We start from the raw sequence: 20,094 nt of genomic DNA on the forward strand, positions 1-20,094 counted from the left end.
CCTCATCGCGGGCAAGCCCGCTCCCACAAGGATCGTTGTCGTTCACAATTGCGTGTTCGCCGATGAACCTGTGGGAGCGGGCTTGCCCGCGATGGCTGACAGTCAAGCGCTACGGGTTTCTCTGACCAACCGCAACCCCGCAATCACCACCGCAAACACCGCCAGCGTCGTGTTGTACAAGGCCAAAGCCGGAAAACCCAATGCCAGCGCCAATACCGCCAGCCACCACCCTGCCCGTCCCGGCACGACAAAGCCGATGATGGCAGCGGCCAGTGCGCCATAGCCCAGAATCTTGAAGTGAATCATCAGGCCCAGGTTCGAGCGAACCTGACATTCCCAGCGGCTCGCCTCATCCACGCAGAGGCCGACCCACTGTGCATCTTCCATAAAGCCATAACGCGCGCCATAACTGGCGGCCAGCCATAGAGGCAGCACAATGAGCAGCAGGATCACGGGCAGACGGCGGGACATGAAACACTCCAATCAACGAAAACGGCGGTCAGCTTAATCTCCCGACGGTCTTTCGCAAGCGCTAACAACAGTTAACTGGCCTTTCAATCGCTGCAAAGTGTATCGTCGAGCTACTATTACTCCGAATTAAGCCTGTTTGGTGCCGATGCGTGGCACTTTGGCGCAAATCCAGTGGTCATAGCCTGCGAACTTCATTCGGCACCTTCCTCTAAGGGATCTAGTCATGCTCCGTTCCTTGCGCTTCGCCGCCCTGTTTGGCGGCCTTATCTTGAGTGCGTCCGCACTGGCGGTCGACATCGACGCCGCCAGTTATGGCTATCCCCTGACTAACCCGTTCGAGGCAACCATTGCCACGACGCCACCGGATTTGCGTCCCGAACTGCCGCTTGACGACGACATCAATCAGTCGGATCGCAGCATCACCTTGCGCCCTGAGCGTGCGTTCGAACTGCCGGACAATTTTTGGGCAGTGAAGAAACTCACCTATCGCATCGCCACCCAGGATAAAGCGGCACCGCTGATTTTCCTGATCGCCGGCACGGGCGCGCGCTACGACAGCAGCCTCAACGAATACCTGAAAAAGCTCTACTACAAAGCCGGTTACCACGTGGTGCAATTGTCGTCGCCCACCAGTTTCGACTTCATGAGTGCCGCGTCCCGCTTCGCGACCCCGGGCATCACCAAGGAAGATGCCGAAGACATGTACCGGGTGATGCAATCCGTGCGGGCGCAGAACCCTAACGTACCGGTGACCGATTTCTACCTGACCGGTTACAGCCTCGGCGCACTGGATGCAGCCTTCGTCGCGCACCTGGACGAAACCCGCCGCAGCTTTAATTTCAAAAAGGTGCTGCTGCTCAACCCGCCGGTCAATCTCTACACCTCGATCACCAATCTCGACAAACTGGTTCAGACCGAGGTCAAGGGCATCAACAACACCACTACCTTCTATGAGCTGGTACTGAACAAGTTGACCCGCTACTTCCAACAAAAGGGCTACATCGACCTCAACGATGCCCTGCTCTACGACTTCCAGCAGTCCAAGCAGCACCTCACCAACGAACAGATGGCCATGCTGATCGGTACCTCGTTCCGCTTCTCGGCGGCCGATATCGCCTTTACCTCGGACCTGATCAACCGCCGCGGCCTGATCACTCCCCCGAAAACACCGATTACAGAAGGCACCAGTCTCACCCCGTACCTCAAGCGTGCATTGCAGTGTGATTTCGACTGCTACATCACTGAACAGGTGATCCCGATGTGGCGTGCGCGCACCGACGGTGGCAGCCTGCTGCAACTGATCGACCAGGTGAGCTTGTACGCACTGAAGGATTACCTGCGCGACAGCCCGAAAATTGCCGTCATGCACAACGCTGACGACGTGATCCTCGGCCCGGGTGACCTCGGGTTCCTGCGCCAGACGTTCGGCGATCGCTTGACCGTTTACCCGCTGGGCGGCCATTGCGGCAACCTTAACTACCGCGTCAACAGCGACGCCATGCTGGAGTTCTTCCGTGGCTAAATATCTCCTGCTTATCGCTGCGTTACTCTGTGCAGGCGTTGCCAATGCCGACAACAGCAAAGCCAATGCTCCAGTCGTTGTCGACAGTGACGGTTTCAAGGAGCCGTTGAGCAAACTCAAATTCAACCCGGGGCTGGATCAGCGTGAGTTCGAACGTTCGACGCTCAGCGCACTGAACGTCTATGACCCGCTGGAAGAATGGAACCGTCGCGTTTACCACTTCAACTACCGGTTCGACCAATGGGTGTTCCTGCCGGTGGTCGATGGCTATCGCTACATCACGCCGAGCTTTTTGCGTACCGGCGTCAGCAACTTCTTCAATAACCTGGGCGACGTGCCAAACCTGTTGAACAGCCTGTTGCAGTTCAAGGGCCAGCGCTCCATGGAGATCACCGGTCGGCTGCTGCTCAACACCACCATTGGTATTGCCGGCCTGTGGGACCCGGCCACCGCCATGGGCCTGCCACGCCAGAGCGAGGACTTCGGCCAGACGCTGGGCTTCTATGGTGTTCCGGGCGGCGCCTACTTCGTACTGCCGATACTTGGCCCGTCGAACCTGCGTGACACTGGCGGCTTGTTGGTCGATTACAGCGCCGAGAACGCAATCAACTTCCTCAACGTTGCCGAAGTCAGCTCCAACCATCCGGAAGTCTGGGTCCTGCGTGGCGTCGACAAGCGCTATCAGACCAGCTTCCGCTATGGCCAGCTGAACTCGCCGTTCGAGTACGAGAAGGTGCGTTACGTGTACACCGAGTCGCGCAAACTGCAGATAGCCGAGTAATTCGGCGGCAACAAAAAAGGCCATTCGATTCCAGTCGAATGGCCTTTTTCATTTTGCGCGGCATACATCGCCAAGATCGCAGCCTGTAGGAGCTATCGCAGGCTGCGTTATTTTCAGCCTCTCGCAACTTTCCAGATTTTGCTGATAGCCATCACCCCAAGCAACACCACCGCCCCAGCCACAATTCCCGCGACCGCATTGAGCAACGTTGGCACGATAAACCCGGCACCGCCCGCCGCTGCGCTGACACTTTCGATCCAGTGATGCACCACCGGCACGCCGTGGGTCAGGATGCCGCCACCCACCAGGAACATCGCCGCCGTGCCGATCACCGACAGGCTTTTCATCATGTACGGCGCCGCGCGTAGAATCCCGCCGCCGATGTTTTTGGCCACTTGGCCGGGTTTCTGTGTCAGCCACAGGCCTAGATCATCGAGCTTGACGATGCCGGCCACCAGCCCGTATACGCCGACAGTCATGACAATAGCGATGCCCGAGAGCACGACGATTTGCTGGGTCAGCGCCGAGTCAGCGACAACGCCAAGGGTAATGGCAATGATTTCTGCGGAAAGGATGAAATCGGTACGAATGGCGCCTTTGATCTTGTCCTTCTCGAACGCCACCAGGTCCACCGCCGGGTCCGCTACCGCCTCGACCAGTTCGGCATGTTCAGCCTGATCTTCGGCTTTGCTGTGCAAGAACTTGTGCGCAAGTTTCTCGAAGCCCTCGAAACACAGATAAGCGCCACCGACCATCAACAATGGCGTGACCAGCCATGGGATGAACGCGCTGATGGCAATGGCCGACGGCACCAGAATCAGCTTGTTGATGAACGAGCCCTTGGCTACCGCCCACACCACCGGAATTTCCCGTTCGGCACGCACACCGCTGACCTGCTGGGCATTGAGCGCCAGATCATCACCCAGCACGCCGGCCGTCTTCTTGGCGGCCATTTTGGTCATCAGGGCCACGTCATCCAGCACCGCAGCAATGTCGTCGATCAGCAACAGCAAACTGCTTCCTGCCATGAATCGGTTTCCTTCTTCAGTAAATGCGGTGCAGCATAGCGTGGCCGAGCGCCGCATGGTGCATTCTTGAGCGCCGCCGAACGCCGGTGCTACCATGCGCAACCGCCAGAACAGGCAAGGAACCCCCTGGTTTATGAGCACCATCCGCGAGCGCAACAAACAACTGATCCTGCGTGCCGCCAGTGAAGAATTTGCCGACAAGGGCTTCGCAGCGACCAAAACCAGCGATATCGCAGCCAAGGCGGGATTGCCCAAGCCCAACGTCTACTACTACTTCAAATCCAAGGAAAACCTCTACCGCGAGGTCCTGGAAAGTATCATCGAACCGATCCTTCAAGCCTCGACGCCATTCAACCCCGACGGCGTGCCCAGCGAAGTGCTGAGCGGCTACATTCGCTCGAAAATCCGCATCTCCCGCGACCTGCCTTTCGCCTCCAAGGTGTTTGCCAGCGAAATCATGCACGGCGCACCGCACCTGAGCACCGACCTGGTGGAACAGCTCAACAGCCAGGCCAAGCACAACATCGAGTGCATCCAGAGCTGGATCGACCGCGGCCAGATCGCCCCGATCGACCCCAACCACCTGATGTTCAGTATCTGGGCTGCGACCCAGACCTACGCCGACTTCGACTGGCAAATCACCGCCATCACCGGCAAGGCCAAGCTCGACGAAGAGGATTACGAAGCGGCTGCGCAGACGATTATTCGGTTGGTGTTGAAGGGGTGTGAGCCGGATTGATAGTCCGTGGTGGCCCATCGCTGGCAAGCCAGCTCCCACAGGTTTTTGTGTTGCACCCAATCTTGTGAACGACACACTTCGCTGTGGGAGCTGGCTTGCCAGCGATGAAGGCGACTCGATATTGACTCAAACCCAGACGGCGTCCCACAGCGGGTAATCACCAATTCTCTCGACCAGACCAGCCCGCAAGGGGTTGGCCACTACATAGCGCGCCATCTTCACCAAATCATCTTCCCGCCTTAACGCACGGTCGTGAAAGCCCTGCTGCCAAAGCGGCCCGTTCCTGTTACTGAAAAAATTCACCTCTCGAGTAACAAGCGACTTTGTCTCGCGCATTAGTCTGCGCAGTGAGGAGTTTTCCAGTTCGACCAGCCAATGAAAATGGTCTGGCATGACCACCCAGGCCAGTGATTTTGCCAATCCCAGATTCTGTGCCCGACGAAATTGATGAACCACCAATCTGCCCAAAGCGAAGTCAGTAAAAATCGGCTCTCGATCCAGCGTGTTGGTCGTCAGCAAATAGATTCGACTGGGCTCGGCATAGCGGCCTGTTCGCAGACGGTTTGATGCGGGGAAATCAGGCATTCCGTTGCCTCTCTCATGATGAACTCATGAAAAGGCTAGACCGGGAAACTCTGAGCGGTAACACACACTTTTAGCTGGATGTGTCTGGCAGACTGCAATCGCTGGCAAGCCTGCTCCCACAGGTCTGATGGTGTCCGCAAAATATGTGAACACCCCAGTCCTTGTGGGAGCTGGCTTGCCAGCGATGACGCTGGTTCAGTCGCCAAAGATCAAGCCACAACCCCCGCATCCGCCCTCAACCCCAACGCCTCGATCGCAGTGATCGCACACTGCTCATCCACATCCGACAGATCCCCGCTGATCCCCACCGCCCCAAGCACGTTCCCGTCCTGATTCCGAATCAGCACACCTCCGGGTGCCGGCACCACACTGCCCTGGCCCAGGCTGTTCAACGCGGCGATGAAGGCTGGGCGCTGTTGCGCGTCCAGTGCCAACAGGCGGGAGCCCTTGCCCAGGGCGATGGCGCCCCAGGCTTTGCCGATGGCGACCTGCGGGCGCAGCAGGCTGGCGCCGTCTTCGCGTTGCAGGGTGATCAGGTGTCCGCCAGCGTCCAGCACGGCGATGGTCAAGGGCGCTGCGCAGATTGCACGCCCTGCGGTGATGGCCTCGTTGACCAGGTTGACTGCGACTTTCAAGGTTAAAGCGCTCATGGTGCCGTCCTCATTTTGTTTTTCGGAAAGCCGTGGGACTGCGCCGTTGTGCCGCAGTCCGATGCCACAAATAGAACACAATGAACTATTTTTTTGTATACAATAATTATCGAAAAGCGCCACATGCGACGAAAAGCCACAGTAGAACAGGCTTCCGACGAATGAAACGAGCGCTTGAGAAAATGGATTGACCTGCGCCGTCCGCCGTGAATACACTCTGCGCAAAGCCACTTGTATACAATTACAAAACGTAAAGAGGCACAAAACCATGAGCAAAATGAGAGCAATCGAAGCCGCCGTTCTGGTGATGCGCCGTGAAGGGGTTGATACCGCTTTTGGCATCCCGGGTGCTGCCATCAACCCGCTGTACTCCGCCCTGCAAAAGGTCGGCGGCATCGATCACGTACTCGCTCGCCACGTTGAAGGCGCCTCGCACATGGCCGAGGGTTACACCCGCACCAAGGCCGGCAACATCGGCGTGTGCATCGGTACTTCCGGCCCTGCCGGCACCGACATGGTCACCGGGCTCTACAGCGCCTCGGCCGACTCGATTCCAATCCTCTGCATCACCGGGCAAGCACCCCGCGCCCGTATGCACAAGGAAGACTTCCAGGCTGTCGACATCACCAGCATCGTCAAGCCAGTGACCAAATGGGCAACCACCGTTCTCGAACCGGGCCAGGTGCCCTACGCGTTCCAGAAAGCCTTTTATGAAATGCGCTCCGGCCGCCCTGGTCCTGTGCTGATCGACCTGCCGTTCGACGTGCAGATGGCTGAAATCGAATTCGACATCGACGCTTACCAGCCACTGCCGCTGGCCAAGCCGACCGCCAGTCGCGTCCAGGTCGAGAAGGCTCTGGCCTTGCTGGATCAGGCCGAACGCCCATTGCTGGTAGCCGGTGGCGGGATCATCAATGCCGACGCCAGTGACCTGCTGGTGGAATTCGCCGAGTTGACCGGTATCCCGGTCATCCCGACCCTGATGGGCTGGGGTACGATCCCGGACGATCACCCACTGATGGTCGGCATGGTCGGCCTCCAAACCTCGCACCGTTACGGAAACGCAACGATGCTGAAATCCGACGTAGTCCTGGGCATTGGTAACCGCTGGGCCAACCGTCATACCGGTTCGGTCGATGTCTATACCGAAGGCCGCAAGTTCATTCACGTCGACATCGAAGGCACGCAGATCGGCCGCGTGTTCACCCCGGACCTGGGCATCGTTTCCGACGCTGCCGCCGCGCTGACCGTGTTCATCGAAGTCGCTCGCGAATGGCAAGCCGCCGGCAAACTGAAGAACCGCAGTGCCTGGCTGCAGGATTGCCAGCAGCGCAAGGCCAGCCTGCAACGCAAGACTCACTTCGACAACGTGCCGGTCAAGCCGCAGCGCGTTTACGAAGAGATGAACCAGGTGTTCGGCAAAGACACTTGCTACGTCAGCACCATCGGTCTGTCGCAGATTGCCGGCGCGCAGTTCCTGCACGTCTACAAACCGCGTCACTGGATCAACTGCGGTCAGGCCGGCCCGCTCGGCTGGACCATTCCGGCAGCGCTGGGTGTGGTCAAGGCTGATCCGAACCGTAAAGTCGTGGCCCTGTCGGGGGACTATGACTTCCAGTTCATGATCGAAGAATTGGCAGTGGGCGCGCAGTTCAAGCTGCCGTACATTCATGTTGTGGTAAACAACTCGTACCTGGGTCTGATTCGTCAGGCACAGCGCGGTTTCGACATGGATTACTGCGTGCAGCTGTCCTTCGATAACCTCAACGCGCCGGAACTCAACGGTTACGGTGTCGACCACGTCGCGGTTGCCGAAGGCCTCGGTTGCAAGGCACTGCGTGTGTTCGAACCGGCTCAGATCCAGCCTGCCCTGCGCAAGGCTCAGGAACTGATCGAAGAGTTCAAGGTGCCCGTCATCGTTGAGATTATTCTGGAACGCGTGACCAACATTTCCATGGGCACCGAGATCAACGCCGTCAACGAATTCGAAGACCTGGCGCTGGTCGGCAACGATGCGCCAACAGCGATTTCGTTGCTTGATTAACTGCTGACCGCTCTGAATGATCGTTCCCACGCTCTGCGTGGGAATGCAGCCCGGGACGCTCTGCGTCCCAAAGCGGACGCAGAGCGTCCATTGAGGCATTCCCACGCAGAGCGTGGGACCGCGTTTCGCAGCCAACCTGTCCATGCTGTTCACCGAACAGGATTTCCTTGCCCGTTTCGACGCCGCCGCCAAGGCCGGTTTCAGTGGTGTCGAATACCTGTTCCCGTACGACTTCAGCTCGGCCGAAATCAAGGCCAGGCTCGACGCCAACGGTCTGACCCAAGTGCTGTTCAATCTGCCGGCCGGTGACTGGGCCAAGGGCGAACGCGGTATCGCGTGCCTGCCGGACCGGGTTGAAGAATTCCGCGCCGGAGTCGACCTGGCCATCGCTTACGCGCAAGTGCTGGGCAACTCCCAGGTCAACTGCCTGGCCGGCATTCGTCCGCAAGGCGTGGACGATGCCACTGTCGAGAAGACCTTCGTCGCCAACCTCAAGTACGCCGCCGACAAGCTGCAAGCGGCGGGCATCAAACTGGTGATGGAAGCGATCAACACCCGCGACATCCCGGGCTTCTACCTGAACAACACCGCGCAAGCCCTGTCGATTCGCGAGCAGGTCGGCAGCGCCAACCTGTTCCTGCAATACGACATCTACCACATGCAAATCATGGAAGGCGACCTGGCCCGCACCCTGCAATCGCATCTGGGCGAGATCAACCATGTACAGCTCGCGGACAACCCGGGGCGCAACGAACCAGGCACCGGTGAGATCAACTACCGCTTCCTGTTCGAACACCTGGACCGCATCGGTTACCAGGGTTGGGTCGGCTGCGAATACAAGCCGCTGACCACCACTGAAGCCGGCCTCGGCTGGTTGAAAACCCATAACGCGATCTGAGTTTAAACCGGGCCTCTGTGGCGAGGGAGCTTGCTCCCGCTGGGGTGCGAAGCGCCCCCAACAGCCATTCACTATGGTGATTCGGGCAGAACCGGTTCTCAGGATCTACGACTGCTTCGCAGCCGAGCGGGAGCAAGCTCCCTCGCCACAAAGTGTGTTCGGCACATTATTTGGCTACACAAAAACAAGAGGATTTTTTCATGGCTAAAATCGGATTTATCGGCACCGGCATCATGGGCCACCCAATGGCGGCGAACCTGCAGAAAGCCGGTCACAGCCTGTTCCTGTCGGCACACCACGACGCCGCGCCTGCCGATCTGGTTGCTGCTGGCGCCGTTGCCCTGGCGAACCCGAAAGAAGTCGCCCAGGAAGCTGAATTCATCATCGTCATGGTGCCGGATACCCCGCAGGTCGATGACGTGCTGTTCCGCGCCGACGGCATTGCCGCGGGTATCGGCAAAGGCAAAGTCGTGATCGACATGAGCTCGATCTCGCCGACCGCCACCAAGGTTTTCGCGGCCAAGATCAACGAGAAAGGCGCGCAATACCTCGACGCCCCGGTGTCCGGCGGTGAAGTTGGCGCCAAGGCTGCGACCCTGAGCATCATGGTCGGCGGCGATGCCGATGCCTTCGAACGCGCCTTGCCGCTGTTCCAGGCAATGGGCAAGAACATCACCCTGGTTGGTGGTAACGGCGACGGTCAGACCGCGAAAGTGGCAAACCAGATCATCGTTGCGCTGAACATCCAGGCAGTGGCCGAAGCCCTGCTGTTCGCGGCGAAGAACGGTGCCGACCCAGCCAAGGTGCGTGAAGCACTGATGGGCGGTTTCGCTTCGTCGAAGATCCTCGAAGTGCACGGCGAGCGCATGATCAAGGGCACCTTTGATCCAGGCTTCCGCATCAGCCTGCACCAGAAGGACCTGAACCTGGCCCTGCAAGGTGCCAAGGAACTGAACATCAACCTGCCGAACACCGCCAACGCCCAGCAAGTGTTCAGCACCTGCGCGGCCATCGGTGGCAGTAACTGGGACCACTCGGCGCTGATCAAGGGCCTGGAACACATGGCGAATTTCTCGATTCGCGATAAGAACTAATCCTGCCCCGCCGCTCGTTCCCACGCTCTGCGTGGGAATGCAGCCCGGGACGCTCTGCGTCCCAAAGCGGACGCAGAGCGTCCATTGAGGCATTCCCACGCAGAGCGTGGGAAGCATTAACCAAGAACAATAAGATTGGGAGCCCGCCATGTCGGTCGATCCGCAACAACTGCTGCGCGAGCTGTTTGCCACAGCCATCGACGCGGCGCATCCGCAGCAAGTCCTCGAAGCTCATTTGCCTGCCGACCGCAGTGGTCGAGTGATCGTCATCGGTGCCGGTAAAGCCGCAGCCGCCATGGCCCAGGTGGTCGAGCGCTGCTGGCAGGGTGAAGTCTCCGGTCTGGTGGTGACCCGTTACGGTCACGGCGCCCCCTGCGAAAAAATCGAAGTGGTCGAAGCCGCACACCCCGTGCCTGACGCGGCCGGTCAAGCCGTGGCCAAGCGCGTATTCGAACTGGTCAGCAACCTGACGGAAACCGACCGGGTGATCTTCCTGCTCTCCGGTGGCGGCTCAGCCCTTCTGGCACTGCCGGCCGAGGGCATCACCCTGGCCGACAAGCAATCGATCAACAAAGCCCTGCTCAAGTCTGGCGCGACCATTGGCGAGATGAACTGCGTGCGCAAGCACCTCTCGGCGATCAAAGGTGGACGGCTGGGCAAAGCCTGCTGGCCGGCCACTGTTTATACCTACGCGATTTCCGATGTGCCGGGCGACCTCGCCACGGTCATCGCCTCCGGCCCTACCGTGGCCGACCCGAGTACATCCGCCGAAGCCCTGGCGATCCTCAAGCGCTACCACATCGAAGTACCGGCCTCGGTGCGCACCTGGCTGCAAAGTCCGGAGTCGGAAACGGTCAAGCCTGGCGATCCGAGCCTGGCCCGCAGTCATTTCCAGTTGATCGCCCGCCCGCAGCAGTCACTGGAAGCGGCGGCCGTGAAATGCCGTCAGGCCGGCTTCAGCCCGCTGATCCTCGGCGACCTGGAAGGTGAATCCCGAGACGTGGCGAAGGTCCACGCCGGCATCGCCCGGCAAATCGTATTGCACGGCCAACCGCTGGCGGCGCCCTGCGTGATTCTTTCCGGCGGCGAAACCACCGTCACCGTGCGCGGCAACGGCCGTGGCGGACGCAACGCCGAGTTCCTGCTCAGCCTGACCGACAGCCTCAAGGGGCTGCCCGGCGTCTATGCGCTGGCCGGCGATACCGATGGCATCGATGGGTCCGAAGACAACGCCGGCGCCATCATGACCCCCGACAGCTACGCCCGCGCCGCCGCCCTTGGCTTGAGCGCCAGCGACGAGTTGGACAACAACAATGGCTATGGCTACTTCGAGGCGCTCGACGCATTGATCGTCACCGAGCCGACCCGTACCAATGTCAACGACTTCCGCGCCATCCTGATCCTCGAGAGCCCAACATCATGACGCCTGATAAAAAGGTCAAAATCCTCGCCACCCTCGGCCCGGCCATCGACGGTATCGACGACATCCGCGAGTTGGTGCTGGCGGGGGTCAACATCTTCCGCCTGAACTTCAGCCACGGCGATCACGCCGACCATGCCCAGCGCTACCAGTGGATCCGCGAGGTCGAGCGCCAGTTGAATTACCCGCTGGGGATCCTGATGGACCTGCAAGGCCCGAAACTGCGGGTTGGCAAGTTTGCCGAGGGCAAGGTGCAACTGGTGCGCGGCCAGGCCCTGCGCCTGGACCTGGATACCACGCCGGGCGATGAGCGCCGGGTCAATCTGCCACATCCGGAGATCATTGCGGCGCTGGAGCCGGGCATGGACCTGCTGCTGGACGACGGCAAGCTGCGCCTGCGGGTGGTCACCAAGTACGCCGACGCCATCGACACCACGGTGCTCAATGGCGGCGAACTGTCGGATCGCAAAGGGGTGAACGTGCCGCAAGCAGTGCTCGACCTGAGTCCGCTGACCGCCAAGGATCGTCGCGATCTGAGTTTCGGTCTGGAACTGGGTGTGGACTGGGTGGCGCTGTCGTTCGTACAGCGCCCGGACGACATCCGCGAAGCCCGCACACTGATCGGCGATAAAGCGTTCCTGATGGCCAAGATCGAGAAACCTTCGGCGGTTGAACAACTGCGGGAAATCGCCGAGTTGAGCGACGCGATCATGGTCGCGCGCGGCGACCTGGGCGTGGAAGTCCCGGCGGAAAGCGTGCCCCAGATCCAGAAAAACATCATCAGCACCTGCCGCGAACTCGGTAAACCGGTGGTGGTGGCCACGCAAATGCTGGAGTCGATGCGCTTCTCACCGGCCCCGACCCGCGCCGAGGTTACCGACGTGGCCAACGCCGTGGCCGAAGGTGCGGACGCGGTGATGCTGTCGGCGGAAACGGCGTCTGGCGAATACCCGCTCGAAGCCGTGCAGATGATGAGCAAGATCATCCGCCAAGTGGAAAACGGCCCTGACTATCAGGCACAACTCGACGTCAGCCGCCCGAAAGCCGAGGCCACGGTTTCCGATGCCATCAGTTGCGCGATCCGCCGGATCAGCAACGTATTGCCGGTGGCGGTATTGGTGAATTACAGCGAGTCGGGCACTTCAAGTTTGCGCGCTGCGCGTGAACGGCCGACCGTGCCGATCCTCAACCTGACACCGAACCTGCAAACCGCTCGTCGCCTGACCGTGGCCTGGGGTGTGCACTCGGTAGTCAACGATCGCCTGCGTCAGGTCGATGAAGTCTGCTCAACAGCCCTGGAGATCGCCCAGGCCCAAGGAATGGCGCAGCGCGGCGACACGTTGTTGATCACTGCGGGTGTGCCGTTTGGGCAGCCGGGGTCGACTAACTCCTTGCGCATCGAAACATTGATTTAAAGATCAACGCCTGTGGCGCGGGAGCTCGCTCCCGCTCGGCGGCGCAGCAGTCGTCGCTTTGATGACGGGTTCCACAGAGAAACCGCATTGAGCGAGTTTGGGCTGCTTCGCAGCCCAGCGGGAGCGAGCTCCCTCGCCACAAAGTTCGTGCAAGACCTTGGTTTTTCCCACTGCCCTAGACTTCATCATGCCTGCCAATCACTTCAATACCCACTGCCCCGACTGGGCCGAAGCCTTGCTCAACGGCTTCAGCCAGATTTTCCTCCAGCGCAATCCGCTGTGCGGTTTGCTGATTCTTTCAGCCATCCTGTTCACCGCCCCAGCCCTGCTTGGCGGAGCAATGCTTGGCGGCGTCGCCGGTTTGCTCACCGCGCAACGCCGCAACTATGCCAAGGCTGATCGCCAGGCCGGGTTGTTCAGCTACAACGGCGTGCTGCTCGGTCTGCTGCTGAGCCTGTATTTCCCTTGGTCGGCGCTGATGCCGCCGCTGATTCTGGCCGCTGGAGGCCTGAGCGCAATGATCACGCAACAGTGGATCAAGCGCGTGCGACTCAGCCAGTACCTGCCCGCCTACACCACGCCCTTCGTCGTGCTGGGCTGGCTGCTGCTGTGTTTCGCGACACCGTCGACAACAGCGTACTTGATCGAAGTCAGCCCGCTGAACATGCTGGCCGCACCGCTCAAAGGCATTGGCCAGGTGATGTTCCTCGGTCATCCGCTGGCCGGTGCGATGATTGCAGCCGGATTGCTGATCGCTGATCGCCGTGCGTTCTGTTGGGCATTGCTGGCCTCTGTCGCGGGCATGGGCTGGAGCATGTTGAATCATGATTTCTACAATGCGTTGCTCGGCCTCGGTGGATACAACGCCGTACTCGCCGCCCTCGCCCTCAGCTCGCAACGCCAGCACCCGTGGCTGCCGCTGGTCGGCATCGGACTGGCGCTGCTGCTGACACCGATGTTTGCCGCCGCCGGCATGCCGACCTTGACCGCGCCATTCATCCTTGCCTGCTGGCTGGTTGGCAGTGTTGCGCAAATATTTGCCAAGGCCACTGTCCCCCATACGCCTTGCACTCTGGAGGAGAATCAACCTAGGCTGCGCTGATCATCGAGTCAGGCGTTTTCCATGAACAGCAGCAAAAATTGGCGTGAAGACCTTTACGTCATGATTTTCCAGAGCGATACCAAGGCCGGCCGGCGTTTCGACGGCATTCTGCTGTTGATCATCCTCGCCAGCCTGGTGGTCGTGATGCTCGACAGCATCGACAGCATTCACAAAAACTACGCCGATGTACTTGCCTATATCGAGTGGGGTTTTACGGTCATTTTCCTCGGCGAATACATCCTGCGCCTGTACTGCTCACCCAAGCCTTTGCGCTATGCCTTCAGTTTTTACGGGCTGGTGGATCTGCTGGCGATCGTGCCCGGGATCCTCGCGCTGTATTACGCCGATGCGCAGTACCTGCTGATCATCCGGATCATTCGGATGCTGCGGATCTTCCGCGTGCTCAAGCTCAGTCCTTACCTCAAGCAAGCCAACTACTTGATGTCGGCGTTGCGTGGCAGCAAGCAGAAGATCGTGGTGTTTCTGGTCAGTGTCTGCACACTGGTGACGGTGTTCGGCACGCTGATGTACGTGATCGAAGGTCCGGAACATGGCTTTACCAGCATTCCCAAAGGCATCTATTGGGCGATCGTGACCCTGACCACCGTGGGGTTCGGTGACATCGTGCCGAAAACCCCGCTGGGCCAGGTGGTTTCGTCGCTGGTGATGATCACCGGTTACTCGATCATTGCCGTGCCCACCGGGATTTTCACCGCCGAATTGGCCAACGCCATGCGCGGCGAACAGCTGCAACATGATTGCCCGGTGTGCCGGAAAAACAGCCACGAACACGGTGCCGCCTTCTGCTCCCGTTGTGGTAACGCGCTGTTCAAAAAAATGGAATAAGCAAAGTGCTTTTTAATCTTTAAAGGCCTATGCGAGCCCGGCTATAGTCGCTGGCAAATTGCCTCTCATTTTTAATAGAACAAGGAATTCGCAGTGAAAAAACTCTTTGGCGCTTCATTCCTGGCGGCTGGTCTGGCCCTGTCTAGCGTGGCTCAGGCTGCACCGACCCTGCTCAACGTTTCCTACGACGTGATGCGCGATTTCTACAAGGACTACAACACTGCGTTCCAGAAGCACTGGCAAGCCGAGCACAACGAAAACATCACTCTGCAAATGTCGTTCGGCGGTTCCAGCAAACAGGCGCGCTCAGTCATCGATGGTTTGCCGGCTGACGTGATCACCATGAACATGGCCACCGACATCAACGCCCTGGCGGACAACGGCAAACTGGTGCCGGACAACTGGGTCACCCGCCTGCCGAACAACAGTGCACCGTTCACTTCAGCCACGGTGTTCATCGTGCGCAAGGGCAACCCGAAAGCCCTGAAAGACTGGCCGGACTTGCTCAAGGATGGCGTGCAAGTCATCGTGCCGAACCCGAAAACTTCCGGTAACGGTCGCTACACCTACCTGTCGGCGTGGGGCTATGTGCTGAAAAACGGCGGCGACGAAAACAAGGCCAAAGACTTCGTCGGCAAGCTGTTCAAGCAAGCGCCTGTACTGGACACCGGTGGCCGCGCCGCTACGACGACGTTCATGACCAACCAGATCGGCGACGTGCTGGTGACCTTTGAAAACGAAGCGGAAATGATCGCCCGCGAATTCGGCCGCGACCAGTTCGAAGTGATCTACCCAAGCGTCTCCGCTGAAGCCGAGCCACCGGTGTCCGTGGTCGACAAAACCGTCGACAAGAAAGGCACCCGCGCCGCTGCCGAGGAATACCTGAAATACCTGTGGTCGCCGCAAGGCCAGGAAATCGCTGCGGCCAACTACCTGCGTCCGCGCGACCCGGCCGTGCTGGCCAAATACACCGACCGCTTCCCGAAAGTCGACTTCCTGTCGGTGGAAAAGACCTTCGGTGACTGGCGCACCGTGCAGAAAACCCACTTCAATGATGGCGGTGTTTTCGACCAGATTTATGCTCCGTAAACCCTGAGTTCGGGCCCCAAAAAAAGGCGACCCGGGCAGGTCGCCTTTTTGCCTTTGATAGAACGCAAGCCCGTCTCTCATTCCGCAATGGAATGACTACTATCACTGCAATCCCTCTTCCGCCGTTTCGGCCAGGCCCTTACCCTGCGCGCATCCCCTCTGTACTAAGAGACACATTATGAAACCCGCGACCCAGGTGCCTCATGGCACCGCGACAATGACCCGAGGCATGGTGCTGCTGTTCGCCTTCTGTTGCGGCGCCATTGTCGCCAACATCTACTATGCCCAACCGATCATCGGCCTGATTGCTCCAGACATCGGCCTGACCAACACCATGGCCAGCCTGATCGTTTCGCTGACCCAGATCGGCTATGCGTTGGGCCTGTTTTTCCTGGTGCCCTTGGGCGATCTCCTGGAAAATCGCCGGCTGATGATCATCACCACACTGGTGGCGATTGCCAGCCTGCTGGGCGCGGCGTTCACCGATCAGCCGAACGTGTTTTTGCTGATTTCGCTGCTGGTGGGATTCAGTTCGGTGTCGGTGCAGATCCTGATTCCACTGGCCGCGCATCTGGCGCCGGAAGAGTCTCGCGGGCGCGTGGTCGGCGGGATCATGGGTGGTTTGCTGCTGGGGATTTTGCTGGCCCGACCGGTTTCCAGTGTCGTCGCCGACCATTTCGGCTGGCGAGCGATGTTCGTGATCGCGGCGATCTTGATGGCCGCGATCAGCATTGTCCTGGCGGTGACCATTCCCAAGCGCCAGCCTGATCACAGCGCCTCCTACGGCCAACTGCTGGGTTCGTTGTGGACGCTGTTGCGTCGGCAGCCGGTGTTGCGTCAACGAGCGTTTTATCAGGGTTGCATGTTCGCCACGTTCAGCCTGTTCTGGACTGCCGTGCCGCTGGAACTGGCGCGCAACCATGGACTGTCGCAAAGCCAGATCGCGATCTTCGCCCTGGTTGGAGCCATCGGCGCCATCGCCGCGCCCATCGCTGGTCGTCTCGCCGACGCCGGGCATACTCGCATTGCTTCGCTGTTGGCGTTGCTGTTCGCCAGCCTGAGCTTTTTGCCCGGGTTCATCCACCCGATCTACAGCGTCATCGGCCTCGCCGTGACCGGGGTGCTGCTGGATTTCTGCGTACAGATGAACATGGTCCTCGGCCAGCGCGCGGTCTACGCCCTCGATGCAAAAAGCCGCAGTCGCCTGAATGCGTTGTACATGACCAGCATCTTCATCGGCGGCGCATTCGGCTCTTCGGTGGCCAGCCCGGTGTACGAACACGGAGGCTGGTTGTGGATTGTGATTGTCGGCAGTGCGTTTGCGTTGTTGGCGCTGGTGCGGTTTCTGTGTGTTTCGCAGAAGGCTGCGTTGGCGACGGCTTAGTTTCAGAACATCCAGAGCAGGCTCACGCCCACAAGTCATGGGTGAACACTGAGGGAGCGAGCCTGCTCTCGATTGCCGTGCAGTTGAAAATACTTATTGCCGAACCAGCTTCTCCAGCGCCGCATCCGCCAGAAATGACGAGCGGCTTTTGACATTGTGCTCACGCACATAGCGGTCGATACGCTGGATCACATAGCCGGGCAAGGTGACATTGACCTTCTCGGTTTTGCCCATGTAAGGCGAGATGTCCAGTTCCAGCATGCCCCAGCCCATGTCGGCGAATTCCGGATTGGCACGATGCATCGCCGCTGAAGTCGGCATCGGAATCGTTTCTCCGTCTGCGGCTATTTCCTGCAGCATGATGTGGGCAATTTCAACAGCAGCGTTGTAAGCATCTTCAAAGGTATCCCCGGCCGTGACCGCACCGGGAATGTCGGGGATCTGAATACCGATGGCAGTGTTCTCGTCGCCCCATTCGATACAGATTGGATATTGCATTATGGATCTCCTGCGTAACTGGCTGGCGGGCAGTACAGCCCGGCTCGCCTCCTGATGCTCTTGACCGTTCCCAGGGGTAAAGCCTTTTTCGGATGGGGAACGGGAATCGTGTATGGGTTGAAACGGTGAGTGAAGATGTGATGACTGCCAGTGACCCGATCCAGTGTCCAACCCGCCTCCATCATTTCCTTGATCAATAGCCTGCTCTGCACCACCCGCCTCCTTGCTTCGGCCCAATCAAAAGTAACCCTAGAGTTATCTTTACTCAAGCACAAAAACGCCAGACGCGACGCTCGGCTGTTTTACAAAGTGTGTTATCCGACGCTTCTTCCTTTCCGGCAGAAAGCGGCGTGGCCGGTTACGCCAAAGCCTGCCCCGATTACACTCAATGACCAGGGCCTGACCGATAGGTGACCATCGCCAGCAGGTTCGCTTGTGCATTGAATCTCTAAAAGGACTACAAATGGATCGCCTGGGCGCAATGGAAACCTTTGTCTATGTGGTGGAAACCGGGTCGTTTTCCGCAGCGGCCAGACGCCTGAATATCGGTCAGCCCGCCGTGTCAAAAATCATCGCGCAACTCGAATCGCGGCTGGCGGTGCGACTGTTGTTGCGTTCCACCCGGGGCCTGGCGCCCACCGAGGCCGGGCTGGCATTCTTCGAGCGGGCCAAACGCGCCCTCGAAGAAGCCGATGAGGCAGAGGCCGCCGCCCGCGGTGCGGCCCGCGGGCTGACTGGCAATCTGCGTGTCTGCACTGCGGTGACGTTCGGCCGAATACATATCGTGCCGTACCTTGGGCCATTTCTTGAGCAGAACCCGGAACTGAACATTGACCTGATGCTCGATGATCGCAACGTCAATCTGGTGGAAGAAGGCGTTGATGTCGCTCTGCGAATGGGCACCTTGAGCGACTCGGGGCTCACCGCGTGCAAGATCGCCGAATGTCGGCGCGTCGTGCTGGGTACACCGGCGTACTTCGAAAAACACCCTGAACCCACTTGTCCATCAGACCTGTGCAATCATCAGGCAATCGTCTACACCCTGGGCGGCAGCGCCAACTGGCTGTTCAAAAAGGCTGGAGAGGAGCAATCGGTGATCATCAATGGCCGCCTGCGCATCAGCGCCGCAGAAGGATTGCGTGCGGCCGTACTGTCCCATCAAGGGCTGACCATGGCGTCGCAGTGGATGTTCGCGCCGGAGCTGGCCAGCGGCGCGGTCCGTGAAGTCATGCACGAATGGAGCTTGCCCAATCAGGACCTGTGGGCCGTGTTCCCCACCGGCAGAATGGCCAGCGCCAAGGCGCGGGCGTTTGTGGAATATGTGCAGGGATTGTTGATGACACAGGCCAGTGCCCATCGATGACGGGGCGAAGCTTTTACCGAAATTCAACCGAGGTAGACCCGGCCGCCAGCATCATGCCCATGCGGATTGCTCATCAATGCATTCAAGCAAGCGCGTCACTGTATTTTCCAAGGCTCCGGAATTGTCGAGTATCCGCAAGGTCGGGTCGTTGTCGGCAAGGACACGCTTGTTGAAACGGGCATTGCGCGCCAGTCGCGCATCGATTTCCGCCACGGATTCGCGCCCTCGGGCCAACAAACGTACACGCAACACGGTTTGGTCCACGGTCAGCAGCACCACGTGCATGTTCGGATAACGCGCGCGAGCGTTCTGCAAGTGCCCGCGCGAGCCGTTGACCAGCACGTCATTGCCAGCGGCCAGCCAATCGTCGATTTCCCGCGGGATGCCATACGAGAGGCCATTGGCATGCCAGCTCAAGGCAAACGCACCCTGTGCTTCCATCTCGGCGAACTGCTGCGTGCTGACGCCCAGCGCCGCTTCACCCAGCGCTTCGGCCGAACGTGTGATCACGCGTCGAACGATGCGGCAGCCACGTTCGGCCAGCCGCGCGCGCGCAGCATCCAACAGGCTGTCCTTGCCCGAACCGGAAGGTCCGATGAGATAGATCAACCTGCCTGACATCAACATACCCTCGGCATTGGTCGTTTATTGGTAAGGCCACTGGCAAACGGTCCTGACCGTGCATTGTTCGACGATGGCGCAACGGTTTCAACGGCCAAAAAAAGGCGACCTTGACGGTCGCCTTTTGCATCATTGCCCGAACTGCCGGCCCAAACCACCCGGCACCCCATGAATATCCGTTTCCTCCCAAGGCCCCTTCGGACTGATCGAACGGCTCCAGCCATTATCCCAGCGGTAATAGGTTCGCTGGCGATAAAAAGTATTGGGCTGATCATCCAGCACATAAACCCCAAGCTTGGGATCCCAGTGACTGTTGCCCCCGGGCGGCGGCGCGAAACTGGCGGAAGTGCGAGGCAACGGTTTGGCTGGCTTGGCCGGCGTCGTCGGTTTGCTCGGCACGGTAGTCGGTGCAGGCTTGGTACTTGGCTGCGACGGCGGAATCCGTGACGGCGCCGGCTGCTCCATCGGAGGCCGTTGAACCGCACAAGCGCTCAGCCCTAAAACAACGCTGAGCAGGGTAATTCGAGCGATGGCGGTCATGTTT

21 protein-coding genes are annotated in these 20,094 nt (G+C 59.5%); 13 read left to right on the forward strand and 8 right to left on the reverse strand.

Going from position 1 to position 20,094, the window contains the following annotated elements; translation table 11 throughout:
* Positions 1-102 precede the first annotated feature (102 nt).
* Positions 103-471, reverse strand: coding sequence for a hypothetical protein (locus tag ASD60_RS05205; protein ID WP_056852970.1), 369 nt, complete (start codon positions 469-471; stop codon positions 103-105).
* 223 nt (positions 472-694) lie between these two features.
* Here ASD60_RS05205 and ASD60_RS05210 point away from each other — a divergent pair, with 223 nt between their 5' ends.
* Both ASD60_RS05210 and ASD60_RS05215 read left to right on the forward strand, forming a co-directional pair.
* Entirely contained in the window at positions 695-1,993 is a 1,299-nt protein-coding gene (locus ASD60_RS05210) for a serine/threonine protein kinase (protein WP_056852971.1), read from the forward strand.
* Positions 1,986-2,774, forward strand: a complete 789-nt coding sequence (locus tag ASD60_RS05215; RefSeq protein ID WP_056852972.1) for an MlaA family lipoprotein — start codon at positions 1,986-1,988, stop codon at positions 2,772-2,774. Before ASD60_RS05210 ends, ASD60_RS05215 begins: the two co-directional genes overlap by 8 nt.
* A gap of 113 nt (positions 2,775-2,887) precedes the next feature.
* Here ASD60_RS05215 and ASD60_RS05220 read toward each other — a convergent pair whose 3' ends face one another.
* A complete protein-coding gene (locus ASD60_RS05220; protein WP_056852973.1) occupies positions 2,888-3,802 on the reverse strand; it encodes a DUF808 domain-containing protein in 915 nt (304 codons plus the stop codon).
* Between the two features lie 133 nt (positions 3,803-3,935).
* Between ASD60_RS05220 and ASD60_RS05225 the strand changes: the two genes are divergently transcribed.
* A complete protein-coding gene (locus ASD60_RS05225; RefSeq protein WP_056852974.1) occupies positions 3,936-4,541 on the forward strand; it encodes a TetR/AcrR family transcriptional regulator in 606 nt (201 codons plus the stop codon).
* Positions 4,542-4,667: 126 nt separating this feature from the next.
* Here the strand turns inward: ASD60_RS05225 and ASD60_RS05230 are convergent, their stop codons facing one another.
* Positions 4,668-5,126 (reverse strand): REP-associated tyrosine transposase, encoded by a 459-nt coding sequence (locus ASD60_RS05230; protein ID WP_056852975.1) that lies wholly within the window; start codon positions 5,124-5,126, stop codon positions 4,668-4,670.
* Between the two features lie 209 nt (positions 5,127-5,335).
* Complete coding sequence (locus ASD60_RS05235; RefSeq protein WP_056852976.1) at positions 5,336-5,776, reverse strand: GlcG/HbpS family heme-binding protein; 441 nt, start codon at positions 5,774-5,776, stop codon at positions 5,336-5,338.
* Between the two features lie 268 nt (positions 5,777-6,044).
* On the opposite strand from ASD60_RS05235, the gene gcl reads away from it, so the two are divergent.
* The 9 genes from gcl (at position 6,045) to ASD60_RS05280 (ending at position 17,068) form a co-directional block, all read left to right on the forward strand.
* Positions 6,045-7,820 carry a glyoxylate carboligase gene (gene gcl, locus ASD60_RS05240; RefSeq protein ID WP_015096202.1) on the forward strand — a complete coding sequence of 592 codons (1,776 nt, stop codon included), beginning with the start codon at positions 6,045-6,047 and terminating at the stop codon, positions 7,818-7,820.
* A gap of 112 nt (positions 7,821-7,932) precedes the next feature.
* Complete coding sequence (hyi, locus tag ASD60_RS05245) at positions 7,933-8,718, forward strand: hydroxypyruvate isomerase (RefSeq protein WP_269083287.1); 786 nt, start codon at positions 7,933-7,935, stop codon at positions 8,716-8,718.
* Between the two features lie 200 nt (positions 8,719-8,918).
* Positions 8,919-9,812: a 2-hydroxy-3-oxopropionate reductase gene (locus tag ASD60_RS05250; protein WP_056852977.1), complete on the forward strand. Its 894-nt coding sequence runs from the start codon at positions 8,919-8,921 to the stop codon at positions 9,810-9,812.
* 148 nt (positions 9,813-9,960) lie between these two features.
* Positions 9,961-11,235 carry a glycerate kinase type-2 family protein gene (locus tag ASD60_RS05255; protein WP_056852978.1) on the forward strand — a complete coding sequence of 425 codons (1,275 nt, stop codon included), beginning with the start codon at positions 9,961-9,963 and terminating at the stop codon, positions 11,233-11,235.
* Positions 11,232-12,647, forward strand: coding sequence for a pyruvate kinase (gene pyk / locus ASD60_RS05260; RefSeq protein WP_056852979.1), 1,416 nt, complete (start codon positions 11,232-11,234; stop codon positions 12,645-12,647). The genes ASD60_RS05255 and pyk overlap by 4 nt, the downstream gene beginning before the upstream one ends.
* A gap of 187 nt (positions 12,648-12,834) precedes the next feature.
* Complete coding sequence (locus tag ASD60_RS05265; RefSeq protein WP_056852980.1) at positions 12,835-13,749, forward strand: urea transporter; 915 nt, start codon at positions 12,835-12,837, stop codon at positions 13,747-13,749.
* Between the two features lie 21 nt (positions 13,750-13,770).
* Positions 13,771-14,595, forward strand: coding sequence for an ion transporter (locus ASD60_RS05270; protein ID WP_056852981.1), 825 nt, complete (start codon positions 13,771-13,773; stop codon positions 14,593-14,595).
* 93 nt (positions 14,596-14,688) lie between these two features.
* Positions 14,689-15,684 (forward strand): sulfate ABC transporter substrate-binding protein, encoded by a 996-nt coding sequence (locus ASD60_RS05275; protein ID WP_056852982.1) that lies wholly within the window; start codon positions 14,689-14,691, stop codon positions 15,682-15,684.
* A gap of 178 nt (positions 15,685-15,862) precedes the next feature.
* On the forward strand, positions 15,863-17,068 hold the full coding sequence (locus ASD60_RS05280; protein WP_056852983.1) for an MFS transporter: 1,206 nt from the start codon (positions 15,863-15,865) through the stop codon (positions 17,066-17,068).
* A gap of 93 nt (positions 17,069-17,161) precedes the next feature.
* Here ASD60_RS05280 and ASD60_RS05285 read toward each other — a convergent pair whose 3' ends face one another.
* Both ASD60_RS05285 and ASD60_RS05290 read right to left on the reverse strand, forming a co-directional pair.
* A complete protein-coding gene (locus ASD60_RS05285; protein WP_056852984.1) occupies positions 17,162-17,566 on the reverse strand; it encodes a type II toxin-antitoxin system HicB family antitoxin in 405 nt (134 codons plus the stop codon).
* On the reverse strand, positions 17,566-17,778 hold the full coding sequence (locus ASD60_RS05290) for a type II toxin-antitoxin system HicA family toxin (protein ID WP_056852985.1): 213 nt from the start codon (positions 17,776-17,778) through the stop codon (positions 17,566-17,568). The genes ASD60_RS05285 and ASD60_RS05290 overlap by 1 nt, the downstream gene beginning before the upstream one ends.
* 251 nt (positions 17,779-18,029) lie before the next feature.
* Between ASD60_RS05290 and ASD60_RS05295 the strand changes: the two genes are divergently transcribed.
* Positions 18,030-18,929, forward strand: a complete 900-nt coding sequence (locus tag ASD60_RS05295) for a LysR family transcriptional regulator (protein ID WP_056852986.1) — start codon at positions 18,030-18,032, stop codon at positions 18,927-18,929.
* A 51-nt stretch (positions 18,930-18,980) separates the two neighbouring features.
* On the opposite strand, the gene phnN is transcribed toward ASD60_RS05295, so the two are convergent.
* Positions 18,981-19,550, reverse strand: coding sequence for a phosphonate metabolism protein/1,5-bisphosphokinase (PRPP-forming) PhnN (gene phnN / locus ASD60_RS05300; RefSeq protein ID WP_056853166.1), 570 nt, complete (start codon positions 19,548-19,550; stop codon positions 18,981-18,983).
* 129 nt (positions 19,551-19,679) lie between these two features.
* Positions 19,680-20,090 carry a hypothetical protein gene (locus tag ASD60_RS05305; protein ID WP_056852987.1) on the reverse strand — a complete coding sequence of 137 codons (411 nt, stop codon included), beginning with the start codon at positions 20,088-20,090 and terminating at the stop codon, positions 19,680-19,682.
* Between the last annotated feature and the right edge of the window lie 4 nt (positions 20,091-20,094).

The organism is Pseudomonas sp. Root562 (assembly GCF_001427125.1).
Taxonomy (GTDB): Bacteria; Pseudomonadota; Gammaproteobacteria; order Pseudomonadales; family Pseudomonadaceae; genus Aquipseudomonas.

Excerpts from the sequence above, each read along its gene's own strand:
- ASD60_RS05205 (WP_056852970.1), bottom strand. The coding sequence starts at position 471 with ATGTCCCGCCGTCTGCCCGTGATCCTGCTGCTCATTGTGCTGCCTCTA.
- ASD60_RS05250 (WP_056852977.1), top strand. The coding sequence starts at position 8,919 with ATGGCTAAAATCGGATTTATCGGCACCGGCATCATGGGCCACCCAATG.
- ASD60_RS05295 (WP_056852986.1), top strand. The coding sequence starts at position 18,030 with ATGGATCGCCTGGGCGCAATGGAAACCTTTGTCTATGTGGTGGAAACC.
- ASD60_RS05230 (WP_056852975.1), bottom strand. The coding sequence starts at position 5,126 with ATGCCTGATTTCCCCGCATCAAACCGTCTGCGAACAGGCCGCTATGCC.
- phnN (WP_056853166.1), bottom strand. The coding sequence starts at position 19,550 with ATGTCAGGCAGGTTGATCTATCTCATCGGACCTTCCGGTTCGGGCAAG.
- gcl (WP_015096202.1), top strand. The coding sequence starts at position 6,045 with ATGAGCAAAATGAGAGCAATCGAAGCCGCCGTTCTGGTGATGCGCCGT.
- ASD60_RS05225 (WP_056852974.1), top strand. The coding sequence starts at position 3,936 with ATGAGCACCATCCGCGAGCGCAACAAACAACTGATCCTGCGTGCCGCC.
- ASD60_RS05280 (WP_056852983.1), top strand. The coding sequence starts at position 15,863 with ATGAAACCCGCGACCCAGGTGCCTCATGGCACCGCGACAATGACCCGA.
- ASD60_RS05210 (WP_056852971.1), top strand. The coding sequence starts at position 695 with ATGCTCCGTTCCTTGCGCTTCGCCGCCCTGTTTGGCGGCCTTATCTTG.
- ASD60_RS05220 (WP_056852973.1), bottom strand. The coding sequence starts at position 3,802 with ATGGCAGGAAGCAGTTTGCTGTTGCTGATCGACGACATTGCTGCGGTG.
- ASD60_RS05285 (WP_056852984.1), bottom strand. The coding sequence starts at position 17,566 with ATGCAATATCCAATCTGTATCGAATGGGGCGACGAGAACACTGCCATC.
- ASD60_RS05235 (WP_056852976.1), bottom strand. The coding sequence starts at position 5,776 with ATGAGCGCTTTAACCTTGAAAGTCGCAGTCAACCTGGTCAACGAGGCC.
- pyk (WP_056852979.1), top strand. The coding sequence starts at position 11,232 with ATGACGCCTGATAAAAAGGTCAAAATCCTCGCCACCCTCGGCCCGGCC.
- ASD60_RS05270 (WP_056852981.1), top strand. The coding sequence starts at position 13,771 with ATGAACAGCAGCAAAAATTGGCGTGAAGACCTTTACGTCATGATTTTC.
- ASD60_RS05265 (WP_056852980.1), top strand. The coding sequence starts at position 12,835 with ATGCCTGCCAATCACTTCAATACCCACTGCCCCGACTGGGCCGAAGCC.
- ASD60_RS05305 (WP_056852987.1), bottom strand. The coding sequence starts at position 20,090 with ATGACCGCCATCGCTCGAATTACCCTGCTCAGCGTTGTTTTAGGGCTG.
- ASD60_RS05255 (WP_056852978.1), top strand. The coding sequence starts at position 9,961 with ATGTCGGTCGATCCGCAACAACTGCTGCGCGAGCTGTTTGCCACAGCC.